Below are 14,798 nucleotides of genomic sequence, written 5' to 3'. Positions count from 1 at the left end.
ACCCTGCGCATTTAATCTATAGCTTTAAACGCAACTAGGATTCCGTATGGACATTGGAAGAATTGAAATAAAGCTAGATAAACGATGGGAACTACAAGACCTATCGGTAGTTACAAAAGAATACGTACAACTATACAGTTTTTTCTATGTTTTAAAATGCGTTAATGAAGGGCTATATGTAGGTCTGAATTTCTCTACTTACCCATGGGGTGGTGGCTTCAGCGTTGTAAACTTCTTCAAGAGCTCCTATTCCCTGACGCCCGAAGCGTATCGCCTCCAAGTAAGCAGAATACAGTACGCCTCACCCGAATTTATTGAACTGACTGGTGTTATAGCAGTAGCTACAGATGTTAGCATTTTAGTCACCTCACTCTGCGCGTCAGCCTTGGCGATCAATAAGACATTTGACACTATAGTCAGCAGCTATCACAAGCGGCGGCTAGGTCAAATCAAAGTTCATGAAGCGGAATCAAAACTAAGGCAAGAGGACATTATATTCATTCAACAGTCAATTAAGCGACTATCCTCTGAATTCAACCTACGTCAAGACCAAGTACAAGCCATACAAAAGATCACAAATGGTAATGAGCTTGTGCAATTAAAAATGCTTCTTGCGCTCTATCGAAGGGCCGAGCCAATTCAAGAGCAGCAGTCTTCAGGAAAGGCGCAGCTATAATTACCTCACAATGAACTCAAATTTCGCGCACTCGCCCACCGAAATGCGAGCAGCCTAAAATTTGCCATATCTATGCGCGAGGGTCTCTCTGATCCCATCACGTCCCTTTCCCCCGTGGCCCTCTGTAGCACGCCAGTGGCTCCAAGAGCCGGGGGTTCCCTGCGTCTCCAGCGATATCGACTACCTTGAGAGGTGTCGCAATGTGGCGATGAGCTAACAAGGAGTAGTTATGCCTACGAGATATCGTGATGCGGTAACTGGGGAATACATTACTGAGGGTGAAGCGAAGCGCAATCCTAGGGAGTCCGTGAAAGAAACTGATAAGCCCAAGCCTAAGTCTCCTCCACCTAAGAAGAAGAGGAAGTAAGGCGCGTGGCGCGGCTAGATGGCTAGCCGCGTTCGTCACCATGTAGCGAATTAGGTATACCTCAAGCACTACCGTTTGTCGGGTCGAATGATCCGTAGCGTTATTGTAGCTTGACCACTTCAATCGCTACACTCATCATCGCTACACCTAAACCGCTACAGAGACTTCGCCATGATGATCCGTGCCTACCTCCGCGCTTCCACCAACGAGCAAGATGCCAGCCGTGCCCGAGCGGACATCAAGGCATTCGCTGACAAACACGGCCAACGCATCGCTGGCTATTACACGGAGAATGAGAGCGGTGCCACCCTGAAACGGCCTGAGCTTATGCGCCTGCTGGCTGACTGCGAGCCGGGTGACGTGCTTCTGACTGAACAGGTTGACCGGCTATCGCGACTAACCGAGGCGGACTGGCAAGCCTTACGCGCCGAGTTGACCGCTAAGGGCGTACTCGTGGTTGCCCTGGACCTACCAACAAGTCACGGCGCTATGGCTGCCGATGCAAGTACCGACGCCTTCACAGCCCGGATGCTGGGCGCGGTGAATGCAATGCTGCTGGACATGCTCGCCGCTGTCGCTCGCAAGGACTACGAGGACCGCCGCCGCCGTCAAGCACAGGGCATCGAGAAGGCCAAGGCCGATGGCGCCTACAAGGGGCGCGCAACTGACGAGGCGCTGCACTCGCGCATCGCTGCGCTTTTGGAGGCAGGTATGTCGATTCGCAAAGTCGCGGACCTGCTGAAGTGCAGCACGAACACTGTGCAGCGGGTTCGCCAGATGCAAGCAGTGGTGCCCGCAGAAGCATAAGCAGCGCACTTGCGTGGGAGGTGCAATGCCTCCTGACGCGAAACACGATAGCTGCACGTTAGCAGCACGTTCGACGATGTATTTATTGTCACATACTTCAGGGGTAGGAGACCCAGGAACTAGCATACCGTTCGACGAAGTTCTATTTCGTCAGGGCACCCAGCATTGATCCAGGCTCCAAGTATTGAAGCGTAGCGCAGACTCAAGCGCACCCGGACGCAAATCCTCACTCCTGATACACGCTCCAGCAACCACGCTGTGAGCCCGTGAGACGCTGCCTGAGCCGCCTTAATCCTCTCGACAAGCAACCTCAATGATCCGTAGAACCCGCAGCCCACAGGGCTATGCGGGGTTTCTGTGCATCTTGAGATTAGCTATCTCATCCTGGAGATTTACCAATGACCAGACCGACCTTCGGAACTGATCCAACCTGGCATCGCCAGGAGAAATACAAGCGCTATCACGGCGACAACGGTGCCAAGCCACGGGCCAAGATGGCTGTCGTGCAGGCGTTAAGGACACTTAACAGCACGCACGGATTCGTCCCGGTTGGGATGATCCTCAAGCAAGACCCCGCGCTGACCCGGCCATCCGTCCATCGTGTGCTATTGGAGCTGGAGCGCGAAGCCTGCCTTGTCACCCGGGGTCAGCCATTCCAGCAACACATTCGCCAGTACTGCCTCGGGACTATTGCCCATAACCAGCGCCTCGTAGTGCTGCCACCCGATGACCTGCGATCAGCTACCGAAGCGGAACGCCGACTGCATTACCTGCACCTGGAACTCCAGGGCTGAGGTCGCTGCACTCGCAACTTAAACGCACCCGTTTTACATGGATGAACATCAATGACCAGCAAGTTAGAACAATTGCGGGCTATGCCTGCGCAGGATATGACAACAGAACCGAAGGTCTACGCATGGGAACAACAAGACGGCATGACCGTTAGTGTTGTGTGCCGCGCTCTCGGAATAGCTGTAAGCACACCTGTACTTGATAAGGCCGAAGCATTTAAAAAGAAACACGGCACCCTGGAAGGCTGGAGCCCAGCACAGGCAACTAATGTCGGAGTGCTCATCAAGAAGGCGGTAACAGCCGCAATGAAAGAGGCGGGTGTAGAGCCGCACAAGTTACCACAGCGCGTAGTTGAACTCATCTACAGCGACAGCCTGGACCGTATCGGACAAGGCGCCCGCCCTTCGGTAAGCCAACAGATCAATGCGCACAGTGCATTTATGCCGCGCTCCGCACAGTGGGCATCCGCTATCCGTGGTCGCAAGACTGACTCCCGGAACAAAGCTGCCTTGTCCAAACTAGAGGATCATCCAGTTATGCAAACCATCACCCGCGCAGGGACCGACGTTGCTGGCATCCACAACGGCACCATGTCCCACAGCATCAAGAAGATTGGCGAAGCCTTCACCCTGGCGCAGCGTGTGGCCCAGCTTGAGGACGCTCTTGCAGCCGTTGTACAGCATCAGCAGCAGCAAGACGCTCGACTGGCAAGGCTGGAGGCAGGCGACACCTGGAAGGCTGTAGCGGAGCGCATGCGCAGTGAGGGCGCTGGCTATGGCGCTATCGCCAAACTGACGGGCCGTAGCAAGTCCACGATCAGCTCCTACCTGACTAGAAAGAAAGATTGATAGGTATTTATACCTCTAGCAAAAGGGTACGCAGATGGGTACGCGTACCCCACGGCTTGGTCAATAACAAACAATGAGAAGCCCTATGCAACTGACACTAAACGAGCTGCTGATTGCCTGCGAGCTGCCACCATCCGAGCAACACAACACCGACGACCACGAAGCACGCCGCGCCCTGGATGCTGAGCCTGGGGCCATGTACAAAGCAGCGGTTGCCCTGGCCAATGGAGGCGATGGTGGGGCGGCAGGCCAGCGGCTCGCCCTGCGCGCTAACGCCCGTTACCGTGACGCAACCGCCCTAGGCCAGCGGCGTGGATTGAACGTGGCTGAGAGAGCCTCACAAGACCTCACAGGGCGCAAGGCCCGTGGCCGTTTGCGGGACTGATTAACGCTGCACTCCCGGCCTGATCCTGGGCCACACGTTTAAACGCACTCTACAACTTCCGGCATCGCTGGAGGATTAACCCTGCCTTTAGGAAATATGACCCCAATGTCTGACCAAACTACCGCACCAACTAGCCGTCGCCGTAAACGTAAACCTCTGGATGTCCACGCCGAGGGGCTGGCGCTGCTGGCTGAGACACTGGCCGCGTCCCGCAAGAAGCTGGAGTGGTGCGCTGAGAACGACGTGCCTGTCGATGCTGCCCAGGTATCCGCCAACGTTTCATTGCTGAAACTGCTGGAGACGATGCGCCACGTCGATGACGACGACAAGGACAAAGAGACCGCCGCTCTGGTAGCTGGCTTTCATGCGAAGACCGCCGAGCGTGCGGCCCGCCCCACCGCTGCCCCGACCAAGAAAGACCTGCTATCGGAGTACGGCCTTGCTTGATGATCGCAGTACCCCACAACTCAACGTCGAGCGCATCTACGCCGACATGCAGGCGAAAGCCGCGAAGGCCACGGACGACGCCCGGCTGGGTCGGCTGGCCGCGCTAGCCACCAGCGCCTCAATGCAGTCCCTGGACAGCCCACCTGCTTCAGGCTTCCTCAACTTCCGCACTGACACGGACGTGGTCCCCACTTCTAGCGGCATCAAAGTCCCTTAGCCAACCGACCCAAACAATCCCTTTTTATATAGAGAGAAACCCCATGACTCGTAAATTCGCTGCTGCCCGCAAATCCGCTAACGCCGTCGCATTGTTCGATGCGCTCAAGGCTGCCGTCCCCTTGAATCTGGTCGAAGTCCCAACCACTAAATACCCGACCGCCCCGGCCAACCTGCAAGAGCTGCGCAAAGGCATCACCACGATGACGGACCTGTTCACATCTGATGAACGTGCTGACTCCAAGAAGACCAGCCGCGATGATGTCGAGCATGAGTTCATGTCTGTGCTGACCACCATGAGCAACCGTGGCTTCGCCTTCAGTGACCTCCCCCAGCTGTTCGCCTTTGAGCAAGATCGTAACCAGCACCTCGACACCGTGACTCGATACACCCGAGCGACCAACGCGAACACCGAGGCACTGTCGGCCAAGGTGGCCGAATGGTTCTCTGACATCACCGCCGTCCTGTCGGTATCGAAGGTCGTAGGCGCTGAAGTAATGGCCGAGGCTGCTGCTGCTCCGAACAAGACCATGGCGGCGCTGGGTATCGACCTGCACGTCCGCGAGAAGCTGAACGCATCGGCTCAAGCGGGAGTGCCTGTTATGGCAGCAGGCCGTGGTCTGATGGTTCTCAAAGCTGCCAAGATCGACGCCTTGTCTCTGGACCTGGGCGACGTTGAGCTGGCTGCCGCCATGGCTTTATACAGCTACTTCCCGGACGCTATCGAAGGCGCGTCCATGCAGGAAGCTGGGCTGCGCTTCGGCTCCGTCGTCCTGGGTGCCAATGCTGATGGCGTCGTGGTCTACCGCGAGGCGGTCCAATCGAATGCATCGGGCCTGCTGCCGCACACTGCCCTTGTGGCTGCTGATGGCAAAGCCTTGGCCGCACTGCAATCGAAGATCGACGTTCGCCTGGGTGCCGTAGACCACGCCTTCACCGGCACCGTGGAGAACGGCGGTATGACTGTTGCGGAGCGCCGTCTACGTGACTTCGGCAAGTCCGCTGTGACCACGTACTAAACCCTACCCCGCTTGCCTAATTGGCTTGTGGGGTATTTTGCTTGTCGAGCCGCTCCCGGACTCCGGCCAGCAGTTCCCGCTGTCGTGTGAGTGGAGCCGTTCCACCATAAACACCAGTGTGTTTGTTCCCGGCCTGGGTGTGCCCAAGGATACCGCCCACCTCTGCCTCACTCGCACCTGCTGCCCTGAGCAAATCCGCTGCCGTATGCCTTGCGCTGTACAGACTGAGCTGTCCCTTGAGGTTTGGTATCTTGAGCAAGGCCGCACTAACCGCACGACTCAACCGCGTAACGCGCCGTCTTCCTCTCTCCGCTGTGCTGCCATCACCGAAGCCTGACAGCACCAGTTTGAACAGCGGAACGTCCTCCGCAGCCACAGGCAAATCCCTACGACTGGCTGCGTTCTTGGCACCAGATAGGCCAGCCTGGAATACCTGTTCCCTGTTGCCCACGATGTCCTCCCGCATGGTCAATGCCGCTGGGCCTTCGCTCAACAGCTCCAGGGGTCGCACACCGTACCGGACAAGCAGACGCATTGCTGCCGCGTCTACAGCATCCCCACGGGCGTCCAGGGCGGCCTGCACCTGGGCCACCACGGCTAACGGCATTGGGTCGCGGGCGTTCTTCTGGAGTGCACCACCTGCACGGATGGCCCTAGCTACTGCGCCCTGCTTCGGTAGGCTGATCCCTTCCCATCCTGGCACCTCCCGTAGAATCGTTATCATCCCCGCTGCCTGAGTGTGGACTGACGACGCCTTGCCACCGCCAGCTAGCTTGCCCTCGGCGTAGACCATGATCCGTTGCACCTGCTGCGCCGGGGTGCTGGGCCAGCGTAGAACGTCATTGCAGAGCTTGCGCATGATCCCCACTCGGCCTGCGCTGACACGCTCGCAATAGCCGTCCAGAGCCACGGCGAACTGTTGGGCGGTACGCCTATCGCCATGCTGGCTGACCTGCTCCACAGGCGTATCCACCGGGCCAGGAATGCCAGTGCCAAGGGTTGGCGGCTCACCGCGCTCCAGAGCTTCCAGCGCCCGCACAGCGGCCATTGATTCGAGTGGGTGAACGGCTTCCATCCCAGGCGGCGGCATCCCCTGCGCGGCCATTGTGTACGCCCGCTTCTGCCAATCCAGTTCGGTCTGCCAGTTCCGCGTTACCAGCTTCGCCCCTGGCGCCATGTCTGTAACAGCACGGAGTGTTACCCGCTCGACCACGGCCTGTAGGCTTGCCAGGACGGCACGGGGATCAACCGGGACCGACGCACTGCGCTCGGCTGGATCGTTAGCCACAGGCGCCAGGGCTTCGCTACAGATGCGGTCAAACTCTACTGACACCTGCCGGGCAAGGCGCAGGGCTTCTGCGCGGTCGGCGGTGCCTAGGGCTTTGCGGTATTCAGAGCGGCCCAGCAGTTCAGCAACTGGTAGCGGGAAGCGGCGGCGATAGTGATAACGCCCCTCACGGCGGGACAAATAGGACATTCAGAATTCTCCGGGGCACGTGGTACGGTCATGTGGTGGTGTCGCGGGGCACATACAAGCGCTGAATACACCGCCATGTGTCACACGACCGAACCGCTGCAAGCCTTATTCTACCTGGCCTGCCGACGACTCGACAGTTTGAAAGTGTACCAACGAGTCAGAGACTGAATGCCCCGTCTGCGTTCACAGTCGCCGGGGCTGCGGGGTATAGTCGGGGCATTGATGAATCCGAGGAATGACCGATGAAGTTCGAAGGCACCCAGGCCTATGTGGCTACCGATGACCTGAAACTGGCCGTCAACGCCGCCATCACCCTGGAGCGGCCATTGCTGGTCAAGGGCGAACCGGGCACTGGCAAGACCATGCTTGCCGAGCAACTGGCCGAATCCTTCGGTGCCAAGTTGATCACCTGGCACATCAAGTCCACCACCAAGGCGCATCAGGGCCTCTACGAGTACGACGCAGTGAGCCGCCTGCGCGACTCGCAGTTGGGCGTGGACAAGGTTCACGACGTGCGCAATTACCTAAAAAAGGGCAAGCTCTGGGAAGCCTTCGAGTCCGAGGAGCGGGTGATCCTGCTGATCGACGAAATCGACAAGGCCGACATCGAGTTCCCCAACGACCTGTTGCAGGAACTCGACAAAATGGAGTTCTACGTCTACGAAATCGACGAGACCATCAAGGCCAAGAAGCGCCCGATCATCATCATTACCTCCAACAACGAAAAAGAGCTGCCGGATGCATTCCTGCGCCGCTGCTTCTTCCACTACATCGCCTTCCCCGACCGCACCACCCTGCAAAAAATCGTGGATGTGCACTACCCGGACATCAAGAAAGACCTGGTCAGCGAAGCGCTGGACGTGTTCTTCGATGTGCGCAAGGTTCCGGGCCTGAAGAAGAAACCTTCCACGTCCGAACTGGTCGACTGGCTCAAGCTGCTGATGGCCGACAATATTGGCGAAGCGGTGCTGCGCGAGCGCGACCCGACCAAGGCCATCCCGCCGCTGGCCGGCGCTTTGGTGAAAAACGAGCAGGATGTGCAATTGCTGGAACGGCTGGCGTTCATGAGCCGCCGCGGTAATCGCTGATGCTGCTCAACCTGTTCAATGAAATGCGTGCGGCCAAGGTGCCGGTGTCGGTACGCGAGCTGCTGGACCTGATCAACGCGCTGAAACAGCGCGTGACCTTCGCTGACATGGACGAGTTCTACTACTTGGCCCGGGCGATACTGGTCAAGGACGAGCGGCATTTCGACAAGTTCGACCGTGCCTTCGGTGCCTATTTCAATGGCCTGGAAAAACTCGATGACCATTTGCAGGCGCTGATCCCCGAAGAGTGGCTGCGCAAGGAATTCGAACGTTCGCTGAGCGATGAAGAACGCGCGCAGATCCAGTCCCTCGGCGGCCTCGACAAGCTGATCGAGGAATTCAAGAAACGCCTGGAAGAACAGAAAGAACGCCATGCCGGCGGCAACAAATGGATCGGCACTGGCGGCACCAGCCCGTTCGGTTCAGGTGGCTACAACCCCGAAGGCATTCGCGTCGGTGACGCCGGCAAGCGCCAGGGCAAGGCGGTGAAAGTCTGGGATCAGCGCGAGTACAAGAACCTCGACGATCAGGTGGAACTGGGCACGCGCAACATCAAGATCGCCCTGCGCCGCCTGCGCAAGTTTGCACGTCAGGGTGCGGCCGAAGAGCTGGATATCGACGGCACCATCGACCACACCGCACGCGATGCCGGGCTGCTGAATATCCAGATGCGCCCCGAGCGGCGCAACACCATCAAGCTGTTGTTGCTGTTCGACATTGGTGGTTCGATGGATGCCCACGTGAAAATCTGCGAAGAGCTGTTCTCGGCGTGCAAGACCGAGTTCAAGCACCTGGAGTACTTCTACTTCCATAACTTTGTGTACGAGTCAGTGTGGAAGAACAACCAGCGTCGCACTTCGGAGCGCACGTCCACCCAGGACCTGCTGCACAAGTACGGCGCCGACTACAAAGTGATCTTCATCGGCGATGCGGCCATGGCGCCCTATGAAATCACCCAGGCCGGCGGCAGCGTCGAGCATTGGAACGAGGAGCCGGGGTATGTGTGGATGCAGCGCTTCATGGCCAAGTACAAGAAGCTGATATGGATTAACCCCTACCCGAAAGATACCTGGGGCTATACGGCCTCGACGGGGATTGTGCGGGAGCTGGTGGAGGATCAGATGTACCCGCTGACGTTGCGCGGGTTGGAAGAAGGTATGCGTTTTCTCTCGAAATAGGCGGTGTTTTGACCGGCCTCATCGCAGGCAAGCCAGCTCCCACATGTTGACTGCATTTCAAGGTTGGAATGCATTCCTCTGTGGGAGCTGGCTTGCCTGCGATGCTTTTAGCGATCGGCAAACCGCTGCAAAAACTTGGTGTGCTGCCGATGCGCCGCCTCCTGCACCACCGGTGCCAACCGCACCTTCTCCCCCGGCAAACACTGCGCCAGCCGCGCCAAGGATAAAGGCGTCAACGCGCCCAGCCGCGGATAACCGCCGATGGTCTGCCGGTCATTGAGCAACACAATCGGCTGCCCATCCGGGGGCACCTGGATCGCGCCCAACGGAATCCCTTCGGAAATCAACGACGGCCCCTGGTACTGCAACGGCGTGCCGAGCAAGCGCATCCCCATGCGGTCGGCGCGGCTGTCCAGCGCCCATTCGGTGTTGAAGGCGTCGAATAAACTCTGCCCGCTGAACTGGCCGATCTGCGCGCCGATAATCACGTCCAGTGAGGCACCGGATTGCAACTCCGGCTTGGCCAGCACCTTCATTGCACCGCCCGTACCGGAATAAGCCAACCGCCCGCCTTCGGCCAATGCCTTGCCGAAACCGTCCACCCCGCCCAACGCTTCGCGCACGACCGTGGCACAACTGCCAAGTACAGTCGGGGCATCGAACCCACCGGGCGCCGCCAGATAAGCGCGTGCCCCATTGAACGGCTGGGTGAAGCGCAGTCGCTGGCCCTTTTGCAGGATAAAACTGCGACCGGGGCTTATGGCGCGCTCATCGATATAGGCGCCCAGGTCTGCACCGGCCAGTGCCAACAGGCAATAATCCTCGGCCTGCACGGTAAAACCACCCAGGGTGATCTCCACCACCGGCGCATCCAGGGCATTGCCCAGGAGCCAGTTGGCCCAGGACATTGACACCCAATCCAGTGCGCCGCCCTGGGTTACACCCAGGTGGCGCACGCCAAAACGCCCGGCGTCCTGCAACAGGCACAGCGGCGTGCTGGCCTCGATCATCAAGCGGCTCATGCCTGCGCCTCCAACGGCGTGTCATCGCCACCCAGGTTGACGAATTCGGTGTGGCTGACCGGGGCGAAGCGCACCGTGTCGCCGGGCTGCATCAGGCTGTAGCCGTCGCGCTCACGGTCGAAGAGTTTGGCCGGGGTGCGGCCGATCAGGTTCCAGCCGCCCGGCGACACCACCGGGTACGCAGCAGTTTGCCGTTCAGCAATGCCGACGCTGCCAGCGGTCACGCGTTTGCGCGGCGTGTTGAGCCGTGGGGTGGCGAGGCTTTCATCCACCAAGCCCATAAAGGCAAAACCTGGGGCGAAACCGAGGGCGAACACCTGGTATTCATGGGCGCTGTGGCGGCGGATCACGTCCTCTACCGTCTGCCCGCTGCGCTGGGACAACAGGGTCAACTCCGGGCCGACGCTCAGGTCGTACCACACCGGCAGCACATGGCACTGGCCGCTGCCCTGGGCCTGGGGTTGCAGGTCCGTGAGCGCAAGGTCGATCAGCTCCCGAGCCTGTGTCGGGGTCAGCTCCCTGAGGTCGTAATGCACCATCAAGGTGGTGTAGGACGGCACCAGATCCACCAGCGCCGTGCCGAACTCTGCGCGCAAACGCTGCGTGGCAGCGAGCATCCACGGCATGTTGGCCTCGGCAATCACCTCAAACAGACGCACCATCAGGCAGTCGATGGCCACCACTTCAATGCGTGGCTTCATGCTGTCTGCAACGCTTGGCGGATACGCTGCACCGCGGCCACCGAGCTGGCGTTGTCGCCATGCACGCACAAGGTATCGGCCTGCAAGGCCAACGGGCTGCCGTCGCTGGCGACCAATGCCGCGCCACGGGAAATGGTCAGGGCCTGCTGCACGATAGTGTCGCTGTCGTGGTGCACCGCGCCGGGCAACTGGCGGGAAACCAGATGGCCCTTGCTGTCGTAGGCGCGATCGGCAAAGGCTTCGAACCACAGGGTCACACCGTATTCGTCACCCACAGCTTGGGCGGCGCTGTTGTCACGGGTAGCCAGCAGCATCAGCGGCAGGTCGCCGTAGGCGGCCACGGCCTGGATCACCGCACGCAACTGCGCGGGGTTGGCCATCATGTCGTTGTACATCGCACCGTGGGGTTTCACGTAGCTGACGCGTCCGCCCTGGACCCGGCAGATGCCGTCCAGCGCACCGATCTGGTAATGCAACAGATCCTGGATTTCCTGCGGCGTGTAGTTCATTGACCGTCGGCCAAAGCCTTGCAGGTCTTGATAGGCCGGGTGAGCGCCCACTTGCACGCCATGCTTGAACGCCAGGCTGACGGTCTTGCGCATGATGCTCGGGTCGCCGGCATGGAAGCCGCAGGCCACGTTGGCGCAATCAATGAACGGCATGACTTCGGCGTCCAGACCCATGGTCCAGTTGCCAAAGCTTTCGCCAATGTCGCAGTTCAGTAGCAGGCGGCTCACGGTGGTCGCTCCTGTAGGTTTTGTTTTTTTGTAGTGTGGGATTTATTACACAGAACTCGCAACTTGTCCTGGCACCCCAACGACGCTTATCGTGGAACGGCTCGATTTTTGGCGCTTGCCCGGTGCGACGTCCAACTAATAAAAACCGATCCATGCATAAGAAAAAGTTGATCCCATGAATTTGAAGTTCCTCGAAACCTTCGTCTGGGTGGCCAAGCTCAAGAGCTTTCGCCTGACTGCCGAAAAGCTGTTCACCACCCAGGCCTCGATTTCCAGCCGCATCGCCGTGCTCGAAAGCGAGCTGGGGGTGAAGCTGTTCCTGCGTGACTCCCGGGGTGTGAGCCTGACACCGGAAGGCTTGAAGGTGCTCGATTATGCCGAGCAAATGATGGTGACCATGCAGGGTTTGAAACAGTCCCTGGAGACCACCAGCAGCAAGGTCGGGCGCATTCGGATCGGCGCGATGGACACGGTGATCCACACCTGGCTCAGCCCGCTGGTGGCAGAACTGATGAAGCTGTTCCCGCTGGTGGAAATCGAGCTGGTCGCCGATACCGCGCTGAACCTCAGCGATCAGTTGCAAAAAGGTTTTCTCGACCTGATCCTGCAAACCGACCTGCTGCGCCTGGAAACCGTGCGCAGCCTGGAACTGGCCAGCCATCCCATGGCCTGGATCGTCGCCAGCCACTCGATTTACAACCGTGACTACGCCTCCCTCGCCGAACTGGCCCAGGAGCGCATCATCACCTACTCGAAAAACTCCCACCCGCATCAGGACGTGCTGAGCCTGATGCAGGCCAATGGCGTGGCCGCGCCCAGAATGAACTGTGTGAACTCGGTGTCGGCAATTACGCGATTGTTGCGTGACGGCTTCGGCATCGGTGCCCTGCCGCCGGTGCTGGTCAGTGAAGAGCTGGCGCGGGGGGAATTGGTGATGCTGCCGATGGCACAGCGCCTGCCGAACTTGCAGGTGGTGGTGTCATGGCGCGTGGGGGTGGAGTTGGTGGAGGAAATTGTGGGGCTGTGCCAGAAGGTGGTGGCGCGCTATGCCGAGGAAGTCGGTGCAGAACGCATGCAACTGCATAAACCCGATTAAAACTGTGGGAGCAGGCAAGCCAGCTCCCACATTGGACCGAGTCGGCCCTGACTTATAGGCCCTTCAAGTCCCGCTCTTCGATCGGCCGGCTCTGGCGCAAGCGCCGGCCACCCAGCACTACCCAGTCGATCAGGCGATACAGGCACTCGATGCCGAACGACAACAGCATCGCCCCGCCCAAGCCCCAGCCCATGGCTTCGGGCGTCAGCAGAATCTGGTAGCTGTAGCCATTCCAGGTTTCCAGGCGGATATCCGGGTCGGCGGCTACGGCCACTTGCAGGGCGCGGATGTACCACGGGCCTTGCATGGCCTGGAATTGCTTGTCCAACTCAAGCTGGCGATCAAGCATCGCGCCCAGGCTGCTGGCGTCGCTCTGGAACACCGGGTCATCGCTGGCGCGGTAATGCGCCACCAGCGCTTGCATGTCCCCGTTGAAGAACTGCTGCGCGGTGGACTCAAAGCCGCGCAAGCCAGTCTGCGCCTCGATCAGGTGGGCTTCGACGCGCTTGGCGTAATCGTTGATAAACCCCGGCACTTGCACGCCGACCAACAAGCCAATGGCAAACAGCACCAACCGCAGATAGCTGAGCAACATGGTCGATTCCTTATTCGGTAACGCCCTGGCTGACGCATTCACCGCGTCGCCACAGGCTCCATTGGCCCGGTTCGTAGCGGGTCCAGTTTTCGTTGTCGGTCAAAGGTTCAGTGGCGATGACGGTTACCACGTCATTGGGCGTCGTTTCGGCCTGAAAATCGACGATCACGTCGACATCTTTCAAGCGAGCGGGGCCAAACGGCGCGCGCCGGGTAATCTGCGCCAGCTTGGTCGAGCAGTAGCAAAACAGCCAGTCACCGTCGCTGAGCAAGCAGTTGAACACGCCCTTGCTGCGGTATTCGGCACAGGCGGCGATCAGGTCCGGCAGCACTTGCTCGATGTCCACAGGCTCAGGGAAGGCTTCGCGCACGCGGTTGAGCAGGTCACAGAAGGCCGCTTCGCTGTCGGTATCGCCGACCGGGCGGTAGAACGTGGCGCGCGGGTGGAAGTCGGCCAACTGGCCGTTATGGGCAAAACACCAGTTGCGGCCCCACAGCTCGCGCACGAACGGATGGGTATTGGCCAGGCTGACCTTGCCCACATTGGCCTGGCGGATATGGCCGATTACCACTTCGCTCTTGATCGGGTAGCGCTGCACCAGCAGCGCCACTTCAGACTCACTGCTCGCGGCCGGGTCCTGGAACAGGCGCAGGCCACGGCCTTCATAGAAGGCGATGCCCCAACCGTCGCGGTGCGGGCCGGTACGCCCACCGCGCTGCATCAGCCCGGTAAAGCTGAATACGATATCGGTGGGGACGTTGGCACTCATGCCCAATAATTCACACATGCCAGGGCTCTCGCTGCAGGGGCAGTCAACGTTTAAAGGCGCGGCTCGACCCGCATGCCACCGGCAGGTGCCGGGCGACGGAACGGTTCGTCGTCTTCCGGCTCGGCGGCCAAGGCGGCATCTGCAGCAGCCTTGCGCTCACGGCGAGCGCCGGCGGCGCGTTCGATGGGCCAGCGGATCAGCACAAACACGATGTACAGGGCAAACACGATCATCGTGTACATGAACAGATCGGAGATCGCCCGCCAGGCGTTGTTGCCGACCTTGAGCACCAGGTCCAGGGCAGTAATGGCCACGGCCGGCGCAAACTGGGTCTTGACCGGGTCGACGATGGTCGGGCTCAGTAACAGCACCGCCATCAGCAATTGCAGCGGCTCGCGCAGCCAGCGCCAGACCCAGCGGGTCATGCGCCACCACACTAACAGGCAGCCCAAAGCGGCGAAGGCGTAGAGGCCCCAAGCGGTCAGATAGTCGTTCTCGGTCATGGTGTCCATGGCAAGGCTGGCAAAGAGGCGGCTATGATAACGGCTTTTGCGTGTCGCGGCTGCAATGCCGGCCAC

At 59.5% G+C, this 14,798-nt stretch carries 18 protein-coding genes; 11 read left to right on the top strand and 7 right to left on the bottom strand.

The window, feature by feature from the left end:
- The first annotated feature begins 46 nt into the window (after window positions 1-46).
- The 8 genes from FW800_RS01575 (at window position 47) to FW800_RS01540 (ending at window position 5,557) form a co-directional block, all read left to right on the top strand.
- The gene (locus FW800_RS01575) at window positions 47-676 is read left to right on the top strand and encodes a hypothetical protein (protein ID WP_446436829.1); all 630 of its coding nucleotides are present in this window, start codon (window positions 47-49) and stop codon (window positions 674-676) included.
- Window positions 677-1,214: 538 nt separating this feature from the next.
- On the top strand, window positions 1,215-1,850 hold the full coding sequence (locus FW800_RS01570; protein ID WP_446436828.1) for a recombinase family protein: 636 nt from the start codon (window positions 1,215-1,217) through the stop codon (window positions 1,848-1,850).
- Window positions 1,851-2,248: 398 nt separating this feature from the next.
- On the top strand, window positions 2,249-2,644 hold the full coding sequence (locus FW800_RS01565) for a hypothetical protein (RefSeq protein WP_446436827.1): 396 nt from the start codon (window positions 2,249-2,251) through the stop codon (window positions 2,642-2,644).
- A 51-nt stretch (window positions 2,645-2,695) separates the two neighbouring features.
- Window positions 2,696-3,490: a helix-turn-helix domain-containing protein gene (locus FW800_RS01560; RefSeq protein ID WP_446436826.1), complete on the top strand. Its 795-nt coding sequence runs from the start codon at window positions 2,696-2,698 to the stop codon at window positions 3,488-3,490.
- Window positions 3,491-3,575: 85 nt separating this feature from the next.
- The gene (locus tag FW800_RS01555) at window positions 3,576-3,875 is read left to right on the top strand and encodes a hypothetical protein (RefSeq protein WP_169960392.1); all 300 of its coding nucleotides are present in this window, start codon (window positions 3,576-3,578) and stop codon (window positions 3,873-3,875) included.
- Window positions 3,876-3,980: 105 nt separating this feature from the next.
- Entirely contained in the window at window positions 3,981-4,322 is a 342-nt protein-coding gene (locus FW800_RS01550; protein WP_446436825.1) for a hypothetical protein, read from the top strand.
- On the top strand, window positions 4,315-4,539 hold the full coding sequence (locus tag FW800_RS01545) for a hypothetical protein (protein WP_446436824.1): 225 nt from the start codon (window positions 4,315-4,317) through the stop codon (window positions 4,537-4,539). Before FW800_RS01550 ends, FW800_RS01545 begins: the two co-directional genes overlap by 8 nt.
- A gap of 43 nt (window positions 4,540-4,582) precedes the next feature.
- Entirely contained in the window at window positions 4,583-5,557 is a 975-nt protein-coding gene (locus FW800_RS01540) for a hypothetical protein (RefSeq protein WP_446436823.1), read from the top strand.
- Window positions 5,558-5,573: 16 nt separating this feature from the next.
- On the opposite strand, the gene FW800_RS01535 is transcribed toward FW800_RS01540, so the two are convergent.
- The gene (locus FW800_RS01535; RefSeq protein ID WP_446436822.1) at window positions 5,574-7,034 is read right to left on the bottom strand and encodes a DUF6538 domain-containing protein; all 1,461 of its coding nucleotides are present in this window, start codon (window positions 7,032-7,034) and stop codon (window positions 5,574-5,576) included.
- Window positions 7,035-7,276: 242 nt separating this feature from the next.
- Here FW800_RS01535 and FW800_RS01530 point away from each other — a divergent pair, with 242 nt between their 5' ends.
- Window positions 7,277-8,122, top strand: a complete 846-nt coding sequence (locus FW800_RS01530) for an AAA family ATPase (protein ID WP_003210690.1) — start codon at window positions 7,277-7,279, stop codon at window positions 8,120-8,122.
- Complete coding sequence (locus FW800_RS01525) at window positions 8,122-9,300, top strand: vWA domain-containing protein (RefSeq protein ID WP_003189625.1); 1,179 nt, start codon at window positions 8,122-8,124, stop codon at window positions 9,298-9,300. Before FW800_RS01530 ends, FW800_RS01525 begins: the two co-directional genes overlap by 1 nt.
- A 107-nt stretch (window positions 9,301-9,407) precedes the next feature.
- Here FW800_RS01525 and FW800_RS01520 read toward each other — a convergent pair whose 3' ends face one another.
- Genes FW800_RS01520 through FW800_RS01510 form a run of 3 tightly spaced genes read right to left on the bottom strand, consistent with a single transcriptional unit; the run spans window position 9,408 to window position 11,760 of the window.
- Window positions 9,408-10,322, bottom strand: a complete 915-nt coding sequence (locus tag FW800_RS01520; protein ID WP_005786119.1) for a 5-oxoprolinase subunit C family protein — start codon at window positions 10,320-10,322, stop codon at window positions 9,408-9,410.
- On the bottom strand, window positions 10,319-11,023 hold the full coding sequence (pxpB, locus tag FW800_RS01515) for a 5-oxoprolinase subunit PxpB (RefSeq protein WP_446436821.1): 705 nt from the start codon (window positions 11,021-11,023) through the stop codon (window positions 10,319-10,321). Before pxpB ends, FW800_RS01520 begins: the two co-directional genes overlap by 4 nt.
- Window positions 11,020-11,760 carry a 5-oxoprolinase subunit PxpA gene (locus FW800_RS01510; protein WP_005786116.1) on the bottom strand — a complete coding sequence of 247 codons (741 nt, stop codon included), beginning with the start codon at window positions 11,758-11,760 and terminating at the stop codon, window positions 11,020-11,022. Before FW800_RS01510 ends, pxpB begins: the two co-directional genes overlap by 4 nt.
- A 175-nt stretch (window positions 11,761-11,935) precedes the next feature.
- Between FW800_RS01510 and FW800_RS01505 the strand changes: the two genes are divergently transcribed.
- Complete coding sequence (locus FW800_RS01505; protein WP_005786115.1) at window positions 11,936-12,856, top strand: LysR family transcriptional regulator; 921 nt, start codon at window positions 11,936-11,938, stop codon at window positions 12,854-12,856.
- A 52-nt stretch (window positions 12,857-12,908) separates the two neighbouring features.
- Here the strand turns inward: FW800_RS01505 and FW800_RS01500 are convergent, their stop codons facing one another.
- Genes FW800_RS01500 through FW800_RS01490 form a run of 3 tightly spaced genes read right to left on the bottom strand, consistent with a single transcriptional unit; the run spans window position 12,909 to window position 14,798 of the window.
- Window positions 12,909-13,451, bottom strand: a complete 543-nt coding sequence (locus FW800_RS01500; RefSeq protein WP_005786113.1) for a DUF2937 family protein — start codon at window positions 13,449-13,451, stop codon at window positions 12,909-12,911.
- 10 nt (window positions 13,452-13,461) lie between these two features.
- Window positions 13,462-14,238 (bottom strand): class II glutamine amidotransferase, encoded by a 777-nt coding sequence (locus tag FW800_RS01495; protein WP_032877233.1) that lies wholly within the window; start codon window positions 14,236-14,238, stop codon window positions 13,462-13,464.
- Window positions 14,239-14,270: 32 nt separating this feature from the next.
- The gene (locus FW800_RS01490) at window positions 14,271-14,798 is read right to left on the bottom strand and encodes an MFS transporter (protein WP_446436820.1); all 528 of its coding nucleotides are present in this window, start codon (window positions 14,796-14,798) and stop codon (window positions 14,271-14,273) included.

It is taken from the genome of Pseudomonas sp. 910_23 (assembly GCF_052850795.1).
The sequence above is the reverse complement of the archived record's forward strand: the minus strand, read 5'-3'. Positions and strand labels throughout refer to the sequence as shown.